This is a genomic window from Stenotrophomonas tumulicola (genome assembly GCF_014117215.1).
Lineage (GTDB): Bacteria > Pseudomonadota > Gammaproteobacteria > Xanthomonadales > Xanthomonadaceae > Stenotrophomonas > Stenotrophomonas tumulicola.
Window position 1 is genome coordinate 100797 of the sequence record NZ_JACGXS010000007.1, and the last position, 17278, is coordinate 118074.

Consider the following 17278-nt stretch of genomic DNA (forward strand, 5'->3'; position numbering starts at 1 on the left):
CAGCGGATGTTGCCCGTGGTTAAGCCGGCGTGCCTGCCCCCGGGGGCCGCCATGGCGTGATTGCTCCCCAGCCTCGACGCCCAGTGTTCCACCCATGTGACAACCAGCCGGGCTGCCCGGCGACCTTCATGGCGCGGGTTGGGGTCGGGCCTGGGGCCAACGGCGGGCCGTCATCGATCTGCCGCGAAACCGCAACGTGGCTGCCGCGTGGCGGGCGCAGCCTGTCGGCCAATCAGGCCGCCAGCAGTGAGCACGCCATGCAGGAACTCGAGCAGCGCTTGCAGCAACGCTACCCCGATTGGTTCCACGGCCGTCGCGGCCAACTGGCCCGGCCCCTGCTGCGCAGCGTCGGGCGCTGGTCGCGGCTGGACCGGATCGAGGAGTTCCTGCGTCGCAATGCCAATGTGCGCGGCTTCGACTTCGTCGCGGCCGGGCTGGATTTCATCGAGGGTCGCTACCACGTGGACCCCGGCGCGCTGGCGCGGATCCCGGCTACCGGCCGCCTGTTGATCGTGGCCAACCATCCTTCGGGCGCGCTGGATGCCTTGGCGCTGCTGGATGCGGTCGGCCGCGTCCGCCGTGACGTGCGGATCGTGGCCAACGATCTGCTGGGCGCGATCGGGCCGCTGCAGGACCTGCTGCTGCCGGTACGCATCCTCGGTGGCAAGGTCCAGCGCACCAGCCTGCAGGCGGTGGAGCAGGCGCTGGCGGCCGAGCAGTGCGTGATCGTGTTTCCAGCCGGCGAGGTCTCGCGGTTGTCGCTGCTCGGCATCCGTGATGGCCGCTGGCAACGGGGTTTTGTCCGCTTTGCCCGCGCTGCTGCAGCACCGGTGCTGCCGGTCCGGGTGGAGGCGCGCAACTCCGCGCTGTTCTACGGCGCCTCGACCCTGTTCAAGCCGGCCGGCACCGCGCTGCTGGCACGGGAGATGTTCGCGCGTCGTGGCCGGCCACTGCGGCTTCGCATCGGTGAACCGATGCAACTGGGGCAGGGTGATCCGGCGGCGCAGCTGCTGGCGGTACGGCGGGCGCTGTATGCCCTGGGTCGCAATGAACCTGCAGCCGACGCGCGCCATGCCGGCCCTGAACCGTTGGCCGCACCGGCGCCGCCGGCGCAGGTGGCCGCCGACATCGCCGCCGCCACCGTGCTGGGGCAGACTGCAGACGGCAAGCAGATACTGCTGGCCAGCTGCCAGGCCGACTCCGCACTACTGCGGGAACTGGGGCGGTTGCGCGAACTGACTTTCCGGCAGGTCGGCGAGGGCACGGGCCGCAGCCGCGACCTGGACGACTTCGACCTGCAGTACCAGCACATCGTGATCTGGGATGGCGCAGCACAGCGCATCGCCGGTGCCTACCGGATCATGCGCGGTGCCCAGGCACTGGCCCGCCGGGGCCTGGCCGGGCTCTACAGCGCCTCGCTGTTCCGTTATTCGGACGATGCGATCACCCGCATCGCCGAAGGCCTGGAACTGGGCCGCAGCTTCGTGGTGCCGGACTACTGGGGCAGCCGCAGCTTGGACTACCTGTGGCAGGGCATCGGCGCCTACCTGCAATGCCAGCCGGGCATCCGTTACCTGTTCGGCGCGGTATCGATCAGCGCGGCGCTGCCGCGTGATGCGCGCGAACAACTGGTGGCGTATTACCAGCGCTACTACGGCGCCGCTGCGGGGCTGGTGGAATCGAACCGGCCGTTCCAGTACTTCGCCGCACCGCCAAGCTTCGGCGAACTCGACGCCAGTGCCGCCTTCGACGTGCTCAAGGCCAACCTGGCCGCGCTCGGCACCGGCGTGCCCACGCTCTACCGCCAGTACACCGATCTGTGCGAGCCCGGCGGCGCGCGCTTCCTGGCGTTCGGCGTCGATCCGGACTTCAGCGACTCGATCGATGGACTGATCGAGGTGGACCTGTGCGCGATCAGGCCGCACAAGCGCAAACGCTACCTGCGCGACGCGGGGATCCCGGCATGAGCGGGCTGGTGAACCTGTCGCCGCGCCGGCGCGCCGTGTTTGTCTCCGACGTGCACCTGGGCTCGCGCCACTGCCATGCCGCCGAGCTGGCGGCTTTCCTCTCCCAACTGCGCTGCGAGCGGCTGTACCTTGTCGGCGACATCATCGACCTGTGGTGGATGGCACACCGCCGGGCTACCTGGCGACAGTCGCACAGCGAGGTCATCCAGGCGCTGCATGCCCTGCGCCGCGCCGGTACGGCGATCATCTACATCCCCGGCAACCACGATGCCTCGCTGCGGCAGGCCTGCGGGCTGATGCTGCCGGCGATGCGGGTGCGCCGGCGTGCGATCCACGTAACCGCCGACGGGCGCCGGCTGCTGGTCGCCCACGGTGATGACTACGACGGCATCACCCACTTCGGTGGCCTGCAGGAGAAGTTCGGTGACTGGCTGTACTACCGCATTCTCACCGGCAACCACCTGCTCAATGCGGCGCGCCGACGGCTCGGCATGCGCTACTGGTCGTTGTCGGAATTCCTGAAGAAGCGCAGCGGCGCGGCGGAACGATACATCGAGCGGTTCGTCCAGGCGGGACTGGACGACGTGCGTCGGCGTGGGCTGGACGGCATTGTCTGCGGGCACATCCACCGTGCGGCGCTGGTCGAGCGCGATGGCCTAGTCTACGCCAACGACGGCGACTGGGTGGAAAGCCTGACGGCGCTGGCCGAGGACCACGACGGCAGCCTGCGGCTGCTGGACCACAACGGCCAGACGCTGGTGGAGCTGCCGGGGGCACGGATGTCGCAGGCCGCGTAGCACCCAGCGTTTGTAGCGTCGAGCCATGCTCGACTGTCGCGCGCAGCGCGGGCTGGCCGAAGAGCAGTCGAGCGCGGCTCGACGCTACAGAGACGGCGTCGACGCAACCCGCTAGCATCAGTCGATGGATTCCTTGACCCAGATCGTTCTCGGCGGTGCCGTTGCGGCCGCCATCGCCCCGCCCGGCCATCGCCGCGCGGCCCTGTTGGCTGGCGCCGGCCTGGGCACCTTGCCCGATCTGGATGCGCTGTGGTTGGGCCTGCGGGCAGCCGATCCGGTGGCGCTGATGACCGAACACCGCAGTTTCAGCCATTCCCTGCTGGTGCTGCCGTGGGTGGCTGCGGCGATCTGGTGGCTGTTCAAGCGTTTCGGCCATGGCCGCGTGGCGCAGGCTCCGCAGCGCTGGTTCTGGGCAATCCAGCTTGCCCTGGTCACCCACCCCCTGCTGGATGCGATGACGGTCTATGGCACCCAGTTATGGTGGCCGCTGCAGCCCCCGCCGACGATGGGCTCGAACATCTTCATCATCGACCCGCTGTACACCGTATGGCTGCTGCTGGGCTGCGTGCTGGCGTGGTTCGGCCGCAGCAGGCCGTGGGCCGGCAAGGCGCTGGCAGTGGCACTGGTGGCCAGCAGCGGCTACCTGGGCTGGAGCCTGCTGGCCAAGGCACAGGTGGACCGCGCCGCGCAGCAGGGCCTTGCGGCAATGGGGCTGGGCGACGCGCCACGCTTCTCGGTGCCGATGCCCTTCACCACGCTGCTGTGGCGGGTGGTGGCGATGACGCCCAGCGGCTACGTGGTGGCCGACCGTTCGCTGGTTGCCGATACCGGGCCGATGCGCTTCGAAGGTTTTGCCTCCAACGTACAGGCCATGCGTGAGGCCGGGGATATTCCCGCCGTGCAGCGGCTGCAATGGTTCAACCGTGGCTTCATGCGCGCCCGGGTGGTCGATGGCCGACTGGTGCTGAGCGACCTGCGCATGGGGCTGGAGCCGGACTACACCTTCAGTTTCGTGGTGGCCGAGCAACACGATGGGCACTGGCGTGGCATCGTGCCCGAGCAGCTGCGCAGCGATTACAGCAGCCCGGCCGCGCGCGCGGATGTCGGCCGTCGGCTGGGCCTGATGTGGGACCGGATCTGGGAAGAGCCAACGGCGACGCCGGCCACTGCAACGCCACGGTAGCGCCTTTCGCCGGGCATGGCCCGGCGTTACGGATGGCACCACGCCAGCCGGTCAGTAGACCGTCGCGCGCGCCTGCACGAACGAGAAGAAGAACACCGCGTTGGGGTCGTTCTGCACCTGGCGGAATTCACGGCGCATGCCCTCCACGGTGTCCTCGTCCACCGTGCCGGCCTGCAGCAGCTGCTCGGCAGCGGACAGCAGCAACTGTTCCCAGAACGCGATCATGGTCTTGCGTCGCGCCGGTTCACGGTTGTCCAGGTGGATGGTCTTGATTTCGGTGTGGACATCGCGGAAGCCACCGGCCAGCAACAGGTTGCCCAGCTTGGCGCCGACGAACGGGTCGCCACCGTGGTCGTACTGGAAATCGTTGAAGGCCATCCAGTAGCGCCAGATATGTGGCGAGTAGGGATCAAGCAGGAAGGAGGCATTCATCACTTCGGTGATGTAGACCGGCGCGCCCGGGGACAACACGCGGCGCACCTCGCTCAGCACGCGCGCGGGCGAAGGCACGTGCTCCAGTACCCAGCACAGGAAGGCGGCATCGAAGGTGCGTGCCTCGAACGGCAGGTCGCCGGCGTCGGCCTGCAGCAGGGTATAGCGGTCGCCGCACCATGGAGTCTGTTCCAGGTTGGCGCGCGCGGTATCCAGCTGGGCCTGGCTCAGGTCCACGCCGGTCACATGCAGGTCCGGGAATCGACGCAGCAGGATTCCGGTCTGTGCCCCCACGCCGCTGCCTACTTCCAGCAGGCGTCGTGCACCGCTGTAGTCGATCTGGCCGAAGATGGCCGATTCCAGCAGGCGCGCCTGGGTCATCAACCGCTGTTGTTCGGTGCCGGAGAAGCCGTGCAGGTACGTGGGGGAGGAAATCGGTGGGGTCATGGGCGTGGCTTCATGGGTGTAGCGCCGGGCCATGCCCGGCGGATGCAAAAGCGGCCAGGCATGGCTCGACTTCGCGAAAGGGCGTCGCAGGTTCGTCGGCAATGAGCTGGTCGAAATAATCCGCGGTCAGCGCGAGCTGGCTGGCCGGATCCTCGGCCCGGTTGACCACCGCGCGGAAGGCTGCGTTTTCCGGCCGGTCCCTGGCGTACCAGCCAAGGTGCTTGCGCGCGATCCGCACGCCCTGTGGCTCGCCGTAGAAATCGTGCAGCGCATGCAGGTGGCCGAGCAGGATGTCGCGCACTTCGGCCAGTGATGGGGGTGGCAGCAGCTCGCCGGTAGCCAGGTAGTGCGCCACCTCGCGGAAGATCCATGGCCGCCCCTGCGCCGCGCGGCCGATCATCACCGCATCCGCGCCGGTCCGGGCCAGGACCTGTGCAGCCTTCTGCGGCGAGTCGATGTCACCGTTGGCGATGACGGGGATGCGCAGCGCTGCCTTGATCGCGGCGATGGTTTCGTATTCGGCCTGGCCGGTGTAGTGCTGGTCGCGGGTGCGGCCATGCACGGCCAGCGCGGCAATGCCGCTGTCTTCGGCGATGTGCGCGATCCGTGGCCCGTTGCGGTGGTCGCAGTCCCAGCCGGTGCGGATCTTCAGGGTAACCGGCACCGCCACGGCGTCGACCACCGCCGTCAGGATCCTTGCCACCAGGTCTTCATCGCGCATCAGCGCCGAGCCGGCCCAGGCGTTGCAGACCTTCTTGGCCGGACAGCCCATGTTGATGTCGATGATCTGCGCGCCGTGGTCAACGTTGTAACGTGCCGCCTCGGCCAACTGCTGCGGCTCGGTCCCGGCGATCTGCACGCTGATCGGAGCGGGTTCGCCAGCGTGGTCCATGCGATGGAGCGACTTGCGCGTGTTCCAGAAGCGTGGATCGCTGATCGTCATTTCCGACGCAGCCAGCCCGGCGCCCAGCCGTTTGCACAGCAGGCGGAATGGCTTGTCGGTCACGCCGGCCATGGGAGCCAGCACGACGTTCGGGGCGATGGAGAAGGAGCCGATCTGCATGCGGCCATTGTAGTGCCGGTGCAGTGGGGCGACGGCACCGGAAAGGGGGGTGTTCAGGCCCATCCGGATGGGGCTCATGCCGTACGGGAATCAGCAGATGCTTGACGGTTGCTTCCGTCGGCCCCAGATGCGGGCCACGCTGGGCGGCTCGGTACACGCCCGCGGTAGCGCCGGGCCACACCCGGCGATAGTACGGGAAACCCGCCGGGCATGGCCCGGCGTTGCCGGCCAGGTCAGGCCGGCTGGTCGTCCGGGGTGAAGTGCGGCATCGCCACGGCGGCGCCTTCCTTTTCGGTCGAACGGCCGGCGAACTGGTTGGCGAAACGCACGTGGCGCGCGAAGGGGGCGTCCGGCGAGTGCGCGATGGAGGCCACCAATGCGCCGTTGAAGGCATCACCGGCACCGGTGGTGTCGATTGCCTGCACCTGTTCGGCACCAATGCGGTAATACGGCTGGGCATCGCCGCGCAGGGTGTCTTCATCATGGGACACGAACACGCCCACCGCACCCAGCGTCACCACCACCGTGCCGCTGCCCACCAGCTTGCGGCACAGTGCATGCAGGCTGGCACCGTCCAGTGCCGCCACGTCGTTGGGATCGATGCGCTCGCCGACATGGCGGTTGAGCAGTGCGGCGAATTCGGTTTCGTTCGGGGTGATCACGTCGGCCAGCTTCAACAGGCTGATGCTGGAGGGCGCGTCGGCCGGCGCCGCATTGAGCACGGTGATGACCCCGGCTTCGCGGGCCAGGCCCAGTGCGGCTTCGATCGTGTCCACCGGCGATTCCAGCTGTACCAGCACCACCTTGGCCGCGGCCAGCAGCGCCTGCTGGCCCTGCACGAAGCCAATGCTCAGCGCGGCATTGGCACCCGGGCCGATGACGATGGTGTTGCGACCGCGTGCGTCCACATAGATGCCGCCGGTGCCGGTCGGCTCGCTGCAGGCTTCGGCGGTCAGGGTGAATCCATCCTGTGCCGCCAGCCCGCGGGCCATCGCACCGCCCGCATCGTCGCCCAGGGCGCAGACAAAGGTCGTATCGGCACCGGCACGACGCGCAGCGACGGCCTGGTTGAAGCCCTTGCCCCCCGGCCCGGTGCTGTAGCGACCGGCAATGGTCGCACCCGGCGCGGGAAGGACCTCGCACCGCCACACATGATCGACATTGAAGGAACCGACGACGACGACATTGCTCATAGGAAAACTTTTCTCAGTGAAGCGCGGTGAAACCAAGGGTATCAACTGAAGTGGGTCAGCACGCCGGCGATGGTGGCCGTCATGAAGGTAGCGATGGTACCGCCCAGCACGGCGCGCAGGCCGAACTTGGCCAGATCGTGGCGACGTTCCGGGGCCAGGCCACCGATACCGCCGATCTGGATCGCGATGGAGCTGAAGTTGGCGAAGCCGCACAGTGCGTAGGTGGCGATCAACCGCCCCTCGTCGGACAGCGTCACGCCGTCCACCTGCCCGGTGACGATGCGCGACAGCTCGCTATAGGCGACGAACTCGTTGATCACCACCTTCTGGCCGATCAGCGAGCCGACCGTGGTGGCATCCGCCCACGGCGTACCGATGACCCAGGCGATCGGCGCCAGCACGTAGCCGAAGATGGTAGACAGGTCGGTCGGGCGGCCCAGTGCGGCCGACAGTCCGGTGACATCGCCCAGCCAGGTGAGCGGGGCATTGATCAGGGCGATCAGGGCAATGAAGGCCAGCAGCATGGCACCAATGTTCAGGGCCAGCTTCAGGCCGTCGCCAGCACCGGCTGCGGCTGCATCGATGATGTTGCTGGAGGTTTTTTCGACCTCCATCTTCACCGTGCCGCGGGTCAGCGGGGTGCCGGTTTCCGGGATCAGCAGCTTGGCCACCACCAGCGTCGCCGGCGCAGCCATGATGCTGGCCGCCAGCAGGTGCTTGGCATAGAAGGCCTGCTGCAGCGGATCGTTGCCGCCGAGCATGCCGACATAGGCGGCCAGCACGCCACCGGCGATATGGGCCATGCCGCCGATCATCATCGTGATCAGTTCGGACTGGGTCATCCTGGCGATGTAGGGGCGCACGGTCAGCGGTGCTTCGGTCTGGCCGATGAATACGCTGGCGCAGACGCTGGTGGTCTCCGCGCCGGAGACACGCATCACCTTGGTGATCGCCAGGGCCATCACCCGTACGATCGCCTGCATGACGTTCAGGTGGTACAGCACCCCCATCAGCGCCGAGAAGAAGATGATGGTCGGCAATACCTGGAAGGCAAAGATGAAGCCGTAGTTATCCACGTTCATCAGCGAGCCGAAGATGAAGGACGAACCTTCATTGACGAAGCTCAGCACTTTCACGAAGCCCTTGCCCAGTGCATCGAATACATCGCGGCCACCGGGTACCAGCAGCACCACCGCCGCAAAGGCGATCTGCAGGATGATGCCGGTGACGACCAGTTTCCAGTCCACCGCGCGCTTGTTGTTGGAGAACAACCAGGCAATGCCAACGAGCACTGCCAACCCGAACAGGCCGAAGCCGATCCTGCCCAAACCTTCGACCATGTTGAATCCCCTGAGGGCACCGCGAAAAACGGGAAGCCTAGTGCAGGGCAGGGGCCGGGGCAAGGAAAAGCGCGCTGTACGATGCGATCAGCGTCGATCCGGCCTGTAATGGCAAGGGCTCGCGGCAGACGCAGATAGGTAGAATGAATGCCTTTCCGGGCCCGACTGCGGGCCTGCCGCTGGAGTTTTCCATGCTTTATCGTCGCCTCGGCTGTTCCGGACTGAAGCTTTCGGCGTTGTCTTTCGGCGCCTGGGTCACTTTTGGCGACCAGATCGCCCGGGACCAGGCGCGCGACCTGATTGCCGCCGCCTGGGATCACGGCATCAATTTCTTCGACAACGCCGAGGGCTATGCCAACGGCCGCGCCGAGCAGGTGATGGGCGATGTGATTGCCGACCTGCGCCTGCCGCGCGATGGGTTCTGTGTCTCCAGCAAGGTGTTCTTCGGCAGTGCCGCCGATCCGGGCCCCACCCAGCGCGGGCTGTCGCGCAAGCATGTCACCGATGCCTGCCACGCCGCCCTGAAGCGCTTGCGGGTGGACTACCTTGACCTTTATTACTGCCATCGCCCCGACCTGGACACGCCGATCGCCGAGACCGTGCAGGCCATGGATGCCTTGGTACGGCAGGGCAAGGTGCTCTATTGGGGCACCTCGGAGTGGTCTGCGGTGCAGATCCAGGAAGCGGTGGACATCGCCCGCCGGCACAACCTGCAGGCCCCGACGATGGAACAGCCGCAATACAACCTGCTGCACCGCGAGCGGGTGCAGCGCGAATATGCGCCGCTGTACGCCGATGCGGGCCTGGGGCTGACCACGTTCTCGCCGCTGGCGTCTGGCCTGCTGACAGGGAAATACAATGACGGCTTCCCGGCAGGATCGCGCCTGGGCCGCGACGACATGGGCTGGTTGCAGGACATCGTGATGGGGGCCGATGGTCCGGCGCGGATGGCACAGGTGCGCCGCTTCACCGAACTGGCCGCCGCGCTGGGGCAGGCACCTGCGACCCTGGCCATTGCCTGGTGCCTGCGCAATCCGAATGTTTCCAGCGTGATCCTGGGTGCCAGCCGGGTAGAGCAGTTGCTGCAGAACCTGCAGGCGCTGGAGCTGCTGGCATCACTGGAAGAGGATGCCTGGGCGCGGGTGGAAGCGGTCTTCGGCTGAAGCCAAAGTGGCGCCGGGCCCTGCTCCGTGGGCGTTTGCGCCCGCCGTGCATGGCCCGCTGCCACGGACTCGCAGGGCGGCGCTGCGCCGACCTTCATTTATAAAATCTATCGAAATTGTGAACTCGATCATCAATCCGATCAATCAATTTGAGAATGGGTGTTGATTGCGAACTGAGAATCGTTATCATTTGAGTCGCCCCTCGCATCGAGTCCAGACGATGAATGCTCAAGCTGTGCTACTGCGCCCCGAAACCCTGACCCTCCGCGACCGTCCGGTCCGTGCCGTGCCCGCCGAGGAAGTGATCGACAGCGAAGCCCTGCTGAAAGGGCGCCGCGAGATTCTGATCCAGCATGGCGACCGCTTCTATCGGTTGCGCCATACCAGCAACGACAAGCTGATCCTGACCAAGTAAACGGGTCGGTCGCCTCCCTCCCCGATGCCATCCGCGTTGTCGCGGCTTGGCATCGCCACGGGCGACCGCCCACCTGTCTCTCTCCCCCTCGGTCTTCCGCCCATGGCCCGCGTGGCGATGGCGGCGGCCGGGGGCTCCTTCCTCGGTCAGCCCGGCCACCTTGAGGTGATCCCATGAGCAGAGCCTTGTCCGCAGTACGTGCTTCATTGCCGCGCATCATGCCGCTGCAGGCGCGCATGAACCGGCCTTCGGCAACCGAGCTGGCATCGCTGGGCACCGTGCTGTGCCTCTATCGCGCCGACAGCAACGAACTGGCCGGCTGGCAGGACGCTGTCGCTGCCCACGCCTGCCAGGGCCTGGACAGCGAAGGCGTACGCGAGAGCCTGTGCTTCACCGACGCACGCGGCCGGTGCTGCTGGCGCCTATACCTGTTGCCGGATAGTGACTTCCTGGCCTGGGACCGACTTGTCGGCGGACTGGCCGTGCGCGCGGTAGGAACCGATGACGCCAGTGTCGGTGAGCGGCTGTGGCGACGGCTTGCCGGCAACCTCGGCGGACAACGCTGGCGCATGTGTGCCATGCAGTTGCACGCGGTCGAACAGGGCAGCGGGCTGGCGGCCAGCCTGGCCCCGTTGTCGTCGTTGGGGCATGCCACCGCACGGCGGATTGCGCGGCTTGAAGGTGCGGAAGGCAGTTCCGAACCCGGCCGCCTGGCCCTGCATGCCTGAGCCATCCGGTGGCAGCGGGCGCATGCGGGCATGCCCCGCTGCGCCCGCTGCTATTCCTTGAACATCAGGAACGCGGCGACCACGATCAGCGCGAACGCCGCCCAATGGTTCCACTTCAATGGCTGGTCCAGGTAGAACGCGGAAAAAACCGCGAACACCACCAGCGTGATCACTTCCTGCATGCCTTTGAGCTGCGGTGCGGAGTACACCGCGCTGCCCAGCCGGTTGCCCGGCACCTGCAGGCAGTATTCGAAGAAGGCGATGCCCCAGCTGACCAGGATCACGGTCATCAGCGGGGCACTCTTGAACTTCAGATGCCCGTACCAGGCGAACGTCATGAAGATGTTGCTGCCAAGCAGCAGCAACACGGGATAGATGTACTGGGCCATGTCGGGAACGCCGGGGAAGTCGGCGGATTATGCGCCCCTGGCGTGCGCGGCAGGTCAACGCCTGTAGGCTGATGCCGCGCTGGTTTGCCGGTGCGGCCTATTCCCGCAGCGCCACGCCGTGCGTCAGGGTTTCCCACAGGAAGTGGAAATCACCGTGACTGGGCCGATGCCCTGCAAGCCAGCGTTGGGTATGGGGAAGTGCCTGGCCCATTCGACCGGCGAAATGGCTGTAGCCAAGCTCCATCGTGCCACGCACGTCCGATACCAGCTTGCCTTTGCAGAGCCATGCCGGAACGCTGTCCCGCCCCAGCATGTCGGTATGGAATTCCATTGCCGCAACCAGTCGTTCACCTTCGCTGGCATAGAGATCTCCATCCTGCAGGCGATTGGTTTCTGCCGCATTGAGATAGGCGGCCACGCCATAGGCGGTGTGCTCCAGGTCGCGGCAGGTTTCCTCGGCCAGGCCGGCCGCCATGACAGTCTGGCCGAACCACAGCGTTTCGATGGGGGTATTGCAGCCCCTGCGCGGCTTTGGTCCAGCGCCATCCACCGGCATGTAGACATAAGTGGGCAGGCGGTCTTTCCAGTCTGCGACTGCCGCTTCGTAGAGGTCGCGCCGGTCGGTGTAGATGCCCAGGTTCATCCGTGCTTCGATGCTGCTTGCATGCCAGTTGCCACCTGGGCACGGGCCCATGCGCTGGATGTCGGGCAGGTACTGCGCCAGCAGCCAGTCGCCGAACAGCCGGGCGTTCGCCGACGGCCAGACCGTGCTGGCATGGCGGATGATCTCCGCCGACCGCGTCCAGAGCTGCGCTGTCCATGAAGCCTGCAGGGGGCCGTTGCTGTTGCTGTGGCCACCGACCAGCGTGGCCGCCCATGCATCCATGATCTGCATGGACTTGCGGGCATGTGCTTCATCGCCGAGATAAGCCCAGAGAAGGGCATGGGTATAGGCGGCTTTTGCATCGTCGCGTTCCGGCTTGCAACCCATGCTGGGCTTGTCGAAAGAGCCGCATTCGACCCGGGCGAACGGTGTCGGGATGTATGCCAGCGAGGCGAGGGCATCTGCCCGGACGGCCGCCATTGCCTGCGTCTTGAGCGCATCTCCTGCCGCGAGCGCGTTGCGGGTTGCATCAAGGGCGGCGGCGTCGAGCAGGATGCCGGGATGGCGGAACGCCTGCCCCCTGGCGAGGAAAGGAAGCGTGGCGAGCAGGGTGAACACGATGGCACGGGCGCGCATGGCAGGGCTCCAGAAAACCGAGTCACCACGCTAACGGCTGTGCATGGCGCGAAGAATCAGGGAACCGCGAACGCATCCGTCGGAGACGGGTTGAGAGGGATGGGCAGGTCGCGGCCGGGTGCCGGAAGAGAACCCAAGGCAGCGGGTCATGGACCCGCTTTACCCTCCAGCCGCCATGACCCGCCAGCCGCGAGCGGCGGCGTCCCCGTTCGACCTGCCTACGCTTCGCGCAGTGCCAACGCCGGCGGCGTATGCAGGATGCGCCGCGTGCCGCACCATCCCGCCAACACGCTCAGCGCCACGCCGCCCGCACCACCCAGCAGCAAGCCCGGCCACGGCGGCAGCAGTACCAGCTCGAACACCTGGCGCGACACCACCACGCCGATGATCGCCGCTGCGCCGACGGCCAGGATCGCGGCCAGCAGGCCCAGCGCACCGAACTCCACCAGTACCGCACCACGCAGCTGGCGCCGCGTGGCACCGAGCGTCCGCAGCACGGCACTGTCGTAGCGGCGCTCACCGGCGGTGGACTGCAATGCGGCAAGCAGCACCAGCACGCCGGCCAACAGGCTGAAACCCATCACCAGCTGGATGGCCTGGGCCACCCGGTCCATCACCTGGCGGACTTCGCTGATCAGGCCGTCGATGTCCAGCAACGAAAGATTCGGCAGGTCGCGCACCAGTTGGCCCAGCCCCGCTGCCTTGGCACGCGGCAGGTGGAAGGCGGAGATCAGGTTGTGGGGTGCATCGCCGACCGCATTGGCGTTCACCAGCAGGAAGAAATTCACCCGGAAGGTGTTCCATTCCGCCTTGCGGATGCTGGTGATGGTGTAGTCGCGCTGCTGCTCGCCCACCTGCAGCGTGACCCGGTCCCCGAGCCGCGCGCCATAGCGCTCGGCCCAGCCTTCTTCCACGGATGCTTCGGCCGCGGTGCTGTCCTGGGACCAGAAACGGCCCTGCAGCAGCTGGTTGGCGGGCGGGAAGGTGGTGCGCCAGCTGAAATTCAACGGACGGTCGCGATCATCCTGTGCATCGCTGGCATCCTGCGTGGCATTGCCCTGGGCCGAGTCGTCCCGGGTGTCCTCCCCCTGCCGCTGCGGTGTCTGTCCATTGAGCGCCAGCAACCTGCCGGTGGCGAAGGGTTCGACACTGGCATCCACCGCGCCCTGCGCGCGCAGGGCGTCCAGCACGGCATCGCGCTGGTCCGGCTGGATGTTCATCAGGAAGTAGTTGGGCGTGTCGGCGGGCAGGCGGTCGCGCCACTGCTGCAGCAGGCCGGGGCCGACCACGGCCAGGATCAACAGCGAACACAACGATAATGAAAGGCCGACCAGTTGCATGACCGCCAGCGCGCGGCGGCGGGTCAGGGCTGCCAGCCCCAGCCGCCAGTTGCCGTGCAGCCGATGCTGCAGGCCGCGCACCAGGGCCAGCAGCACGAAGCCACCGCCCGCGGCCAGCAGGGCCAGCGCAGCCAGCCCACCGAGCACCCACAGCGCCAGCTTGAGGTCACCGGTGACCTGTACGGTCAGTGCCAGGCTGGCCAGCAGCGCGCCGGCATACACCAGCAGCGAGGTCGGTGGCAGCGTGGCGAAGCTGCGGTTGAGCACGCGCATGGGCGGTACGTTGCGCAGGCGCAGCAGCGGCGGAAGACCGAAGCCGATCAGCAGCAACAGGCCGATGCCGGCACCGGTCAGGGCCGGGGTAGCCTGGGGGAGAGGCAGCCGCTGCGGCACCAGGCCACCGAGGATCTGCACCAGCCCTTCCTGTGCGGCCATGCCAATCAGCACGCCGACCAGGCACGCGGGAATGGCCAGCAACAGCAACTGCAGTGCAAGCCCGGCGAGGATGTCGCGCTGGCGCGCGCCGAGGCAACGCAGTACGGCGACCTGGTCGATCCGCTGCAAGGCGAAGCGGTTGGCGGCCAGCGCCGTGGCTACGCCGGACAGCAGCACGGCCAGCAGGGCGCTCAGGCCGAGGAAACGACCGGCCAGCTGGAACGATTCGCGTACACCGCGCTGGGTATCGCCCAGCCCGACCAGTCGCAGGCCCTGCGCGCGCGGTTGCAGCCATTGGCGGAAGCCGGCGATGGCCTCCGGTTCACCCGCGAACATCATCCGGTAGCTGATGCGGCTGCCGGGATCCAGCAGGCCGGTGCCCTCGACATCGGCGCGGTTGACCAGCAGGGTGGGGGAAAGGGTCAGCAGTTCACTGGAGGTGTCCGGCTCGGATTCGATGCTGCCCGCGATGCGCAGGGTGCCGGCAGCGAACTCGAGCTCGTCGCCCACGCGCAGGTCCAGTGCCTGCAGCAGGCGCGGATCGGCCCAGGCCTGGCCTGGCGCCGGGGCAACAGCGGCGTCATCCACCGCCGCGCCATCGGCCAGCCGCACGCGCAGCTGCCCGCGCAACGGATAACCGGCCTCCACGGCCTTGATGGTGGCCATCTGGCTGGCCTCGCCGTGGAACAGCACGCTGCCGAACGCCGCGATGCGCGTGCTGCGCAGCCCACGCTGGGTGGCCTCGGCAGCGAATTCCGACGGCGCTTCGGCGCGTCCGCTGACGCCCAGGTCGCCGCCGAGCATCTCGGCGGTGCTGTTGGCCAGCGCCAGGTTGACGCGGTCCACCAGCGTGCCGACGGCGGTCATCACTGCCACGCCCAGCACCAGCGCGGCAAATACGGTCAGCAGGTCGCCGGCAAGTGCCTCGCGGCGCAGCGAGCGCAGTGCGTGCCGCAGCAGGTTCATGCGCTGGCCTCGTGCGCGACCTGCTGCAGGCGTCCGTTGTCGATGCGGTGGATGTGCTGGCAGCGCTGCGCCAGGCGCAGGTCGTGGGTGACCAGCACCAGGGTGGTGGCGCTGTCGGCATTGAGCGCGAACAACAGGTCGCTGATGTGCTGGCCGGTGGCCTGGTCCAGTGATCCGGTCGGTTCGTCGGCGAACAGGATGCGTGGGCGGGTGACGAAGGCACGCGCCAGCGCGACCCGCTGCTGTTCGCCACCGGACAACTGCCGCGGGTAATGGCGCGCACGATGGGACAGGCCTACGGCAGCCAACACGTCGTCTACCCGCGCCGGGTCCTCGCGTCCGGCCAGTTCCAGCGGCAGCGCGACGTTTTCGGCGGCGGTGAGCGCGGGCAGCAGGTGGAAACTCTGGAACACGAAGCCGACTTCGCGTGCACGCAGTTGCGCGCGCGCCTCTTCATCCAGCGTGCCGAGCACGCTGCCGGCCAGGGTGATGCTGCCGCGGCTGGGCAGGTCCAGGCCGGCCAGCAGGCCGAGCAGGGTGGTCTTGCCGGAACCGGAGGCGCCGACGATGGCGACCGACGTCCCTTCATGGACGGTCATGCTGATGTTGTCCAGTATGTGGACTTCACCCTCCGGGCCATGCACGGATTTGCCGACCTGGTCGACGGCGATGGCGACGGGCGCGCTGCGGGGGGACAGGCTGTCGATGAGGAGACTCCAATGCGCGTTACAGGACGGAACCGGCCATGGGGCCGGATGGGGATGCTGCTGGCATGGTTGCTGCTGCTGCCGGTGCTGGCCTGTGCCAAAGGTCAAGCAACGACGGTACTGGTGCTGGGAGACAGCCTCAGCGCTGCCCACAATATCCCGGCCGGAAGCGGCTGGGTGGACCTGCTGGACAAGCGGCTCAGCGCCCGTTCGGGCTCGCCCGCGCGGGTGGTCAACGCCAGCATGAGCGGGGAAACCACGGCAGGTGCGGCCACCCGGCTGCCGGGGCTGCTGGCGCGCGAGAAGCCAGGCGTGGTGGTGATCGCGCTGGGGGGCAACGATGCCCTGCGCGGGCTTACCCCGGCGCAGATCCGTGGCAACCTGGAGAAGATGATCCTGGCCAGCCGCCAGGGCGGGGCGAAGGTGCTGATGCTGGGGATCGACGTGCCGCCCAACTACGGCGCGGCCTACCGGCAACGCCTGGCGGCGGTGTATCGCGCGCTGGCCGACCAGTACGACGTGCCGCTGCTGCCCTTCCTGCTGGAGGGCGTGGCGCTGCAGCCGGGGATGATGCAGGCCGACGGCCTGCACCCGACCGCGCAGGCGCAGCCGAAGGTGCTGGCCAATGTCTGGCCCCTGCTGCAGCCGTTGTTGTGACGGGTACGCGCAACGCTTGATTCCACTTCACATCGCGTGCACCGTCGATGCGGCATGTTTCACAAAGCTGAAGATTAGAGGGAAGATCATGCGTCAGACGAAGGAAACCTCCGGCCTTGTTCTGGTGGTCGAGGACAACCGCAATATCTCCGAGATGATCGGCGAGTATCTGGAAGGCCGTGGTTTCGAGGTCGATTACGCCCAGGATGGCCTGGACGGGTATCGGTTGGCGGCAGAGAACAGCTACGACGTGGTCGTGCTGGACCTGATGCTGCCGCGCCTGGATGGAATCGAGGTCTGCCGCCGCCTGCGCAACGATGCACGCAAGTCGACCCCGGTGTTGATGCTGACGGCACGCGATACCCTGGATGACAAGCTCACCGGCCTTGGATTCGGTGCCGATGATTACCTGACCAAGCCCTTCGCGATCCAGGAGCTGGAAGCGCGGCTGCGTGCCCTGATCCGTCGCGAACGCCGGCAGGTGGGTTCGGAAGTGCTCAAGGTCGCCGACCTGGTGCTGGATCCGGTCAGCATGCGGGCCACCCGCGCCGGTACCGAGCTGCAACTGTCGCCGATCGGCTTGCGGCTGCTCACCATATTGATGCGCGAGTCGCCGCGGGTGGTGACCCGGCAGGAGATCGAGCGCGAGATATGGGGCAATGGCCTGCCCGATTCGGATACCCTGCGCAGCCACCTGTACAACCTGCGCAAGATCATCGACAAGCCATTCGACCGGCCCCTGCTGCACACGGTGCAGAGTGCCGGTTACCGGATCGCGGATATCGCCCAGCCGATGGGCTGACCCGACGCGCGTGC

16 protein-coding genes are annotated in these 17278 nt (G+C 67.3%); 8 read left to right on the forward strand and 8 right to left on the reverse strand.

The window, feature by feature from the left end:
• The first annotated feature begins 257 nt into the window (after positions 1-257).
• The 3 genes from olsF to H4O11_RS13735 all read left to right on the forward strand — a co-directional run bounded on the left by olsF (position 258) and on the right by H4O11_RS13735 (position 3947).
• Complete coding sequence (gene olsF / locus H4O11_RS13725; RefSeq protein WP_182339992.1) at positions 258-1967, forward strand: bifunctional ornithine lipid synthase OlsF; 1710 nt, start codon at positions 258-260, stop codon at positions 1965-1967.
• Positions 1964-2764, forward strand: coding sequence for a UDP-2,3-diacylglucosamine diphosphatase (locus H4O11_RS13730; protein ID WP_182339993.1), 801 nt, complete (start codon positions 1964-1966; stop codon positions 2762-2764). Before olsF ends, H4O11_RS13730 begins: the two co-directional genes overlap by 4 nt.
• 124 nt (positions 2765-2888) lie before the next feature.
• On the forward strand, positions 2889-3947 hold the full coding sequence (locus H4O11_RS13735) for a metal-dependent hydrolase (RefSeq protein ID WP_182339994.1): 1059 nt from the start codon (positions 2889-2891) through the stop codon (positions 3945-3947).
• Positions 3948-3998: 51 nt separating this feature from the next.
• Here the strand turns inward: H4O11_RS13735 and H4O11_RS13740 are convergent, their stop codons facing one another.
• The 4 genes from H4O11_RS13740 to H4O11_RS13755 all read right to left on the reverse strand — a co-directional run bounded on the left by H4O11_RS13740 (position 3999) and on the right by H4O11_RS13755 (position 8422).
• Positions 3999-4826, reverse strand: coding sequence for a methyltransferase domain-containing protein (locus H4O11_RS13740; RefSeq protein ID WP_182339995.1), 828 nt, complete (start codon positions 4824-4826; stop codon positions 3999-4001).
• Positions 4827-4836: 10 nt separating this feature from the next.
• Positions 4837-5889, reverse strand: a complete 1053-nt coding sequence (gene dusB / locus H4O11_RS13745; protein WP_246333498.1) for a tRNA dihydrouridine synthase DusB — start codon at positions 5887-5889, stop codon at positions 4837-4839.
• A gap of 233 nt (positions 5890-6122) precedes the next feature.
• Complete coding sequence (locus tag H4O11_RS13750) at positions 6123-7082, reverse strand: ribokinase (protein WP_182339996.1); 960 nt, start codon at positions 7080-7082, stop codon at positions 6123-6125.
• Between the two features lie 41 nt (positions 7083-7123).
• Entirely contained in the window at positions 7124-8422 is a 1299-nt protein-coding gene (locus tag H4O11_RS13755) for a NupC/NupG family nucleoside CNT transporter (RefSeq protein WP_182339997.1), read from the reverse strand.
• A 191-nt stretch (positions 8423-8613) separates the two neighbouring features.
• Between H4O11_RS13755 and H4O11_RS13760 the strand changes: the two genes are divergently transcribed.
• From H4O11_RS13760 to H4O11_RS13770, 3 genes are all read left to right on the forward strand, one after another.
• Positions 8614-9585 carry a potassium channel beta subunit family protein gene (locus H4O11_RS13760; RefSeq protein ID WP_182339998.1) on the forward strand — a complete coding sequence of 324 codons (972 nt, stop codon included), beginning with the start codon at positions 8614-8616 and terminating at the stop codon, positions 9583-9585.
• A 220-nt stretch (positions 9586-9805) separates the two neighbouring features.
• Positions 9806-10000, forward strand: a complete 195-nt coding sequence (gene hemP / locus H4O11_RS13765; RefSeq protein WP_057507839.1) for a hemin uptake protein HemP — start codon at positions 9806-9808, stop codon at positions 9998-10000.
• 173 nt (positions 10001-10173) lie between these two features.
• On the forward strand, positions 10174-10728 hold the full coding sequence (locus H4O11_RS13770) for a Hemin transport protein (RefSeq protein WP_246333495.1): 555 nt from the start codon (positions 10174-10176) through the stop codon (positions 10726-10728).
• Positions 10729-10778: 50 nt separating this feature from the next.
• Here the strand turns inward: H4O11_RS13770 and H4O11_RS13775 are convergent, their stop codons facing one another.
• The 4 genes from H4O11_RS13775 to H4O11_RS13790 form a co-directional block, all read right to left on the reverse strand.
• A complete protein-coding gene (locus tag H4O11_RS13775) occupies positions 10779-11117 on the reverse strand; it encodes a DMT family protein (protein WP_182339999.1) in 339 nt (112 codons plus the stop codon).
• Positions 11118-11214: 97 nt separating this feature from the next.
• Positions 11215-12357: an alginate lyase family protein gene (locus H4O11_RS13780; RefSeq protein WP_182340000.1), complete on the reverse strand. Its 1143-nt coding sequence runs from the start codon at positions 12355-12357 to the stop codon at positions 11215-11217.
• Positions 12358-12575: 218 nt separating this feature from the next.
• The gene (locus H4O11_RS13785) at positions 12576-15098 is read right to left on the reverse strand and encodes an ABC transporter permease (RefSeq protein WP_182340001.1); all 2523 of its coding nucleotides are present in this window, start codon (positions 15096-15098) and stop codon (positions 12576-12578) included.
• On the reverse strand, positions 15095-15742 hold the full coding sequence (locus H4O11_RS13790) for an ATP-binding cassette domain-containing protein (protein WP_182340002.1): 648 nt from the start codon (positions 15740-15742) through the stop codon (positions 15095-15097). Before H4O11_RS13790 ends, H4O11_RS13785 begins: the two co-directional genes overlap by 4 nt.
• A 75-nt stretch (positions 15743-15817) precedes the next feature.
• On the opposite strand from H4O11_RS13790, the gene H4O11_RS13795 reads away from it, so the two are divergent.
• Both H4O11_RS13795 and H4O11_RS13800 read left to right on the forward strand, forming a co-directional pair.
• Positions 15818-16462, forward strand: a complete 645-nt coding sequence (locus H4O11_RS13795) for an arylesterase (RefSeq protein WP_182340003.1) — start codon at positions 15818-15820, stop codon at positions 16460-16462.
• A gap of 88 nt (positions 16463-16550) precedes the next feature.
• The gene (locus H4O11_RS13800; protein WP_042613699.1) at positions 16551-17264 is read left to right on the forward strand and encodes a response regulator transcription factor; all 714 of its coding nucleotides are present in this window, start codon (positions 16551-16553) and stop codon (positions 17262-17264) included.
• Positions 17265-17278: the final 14 nt, after the last annotated feature.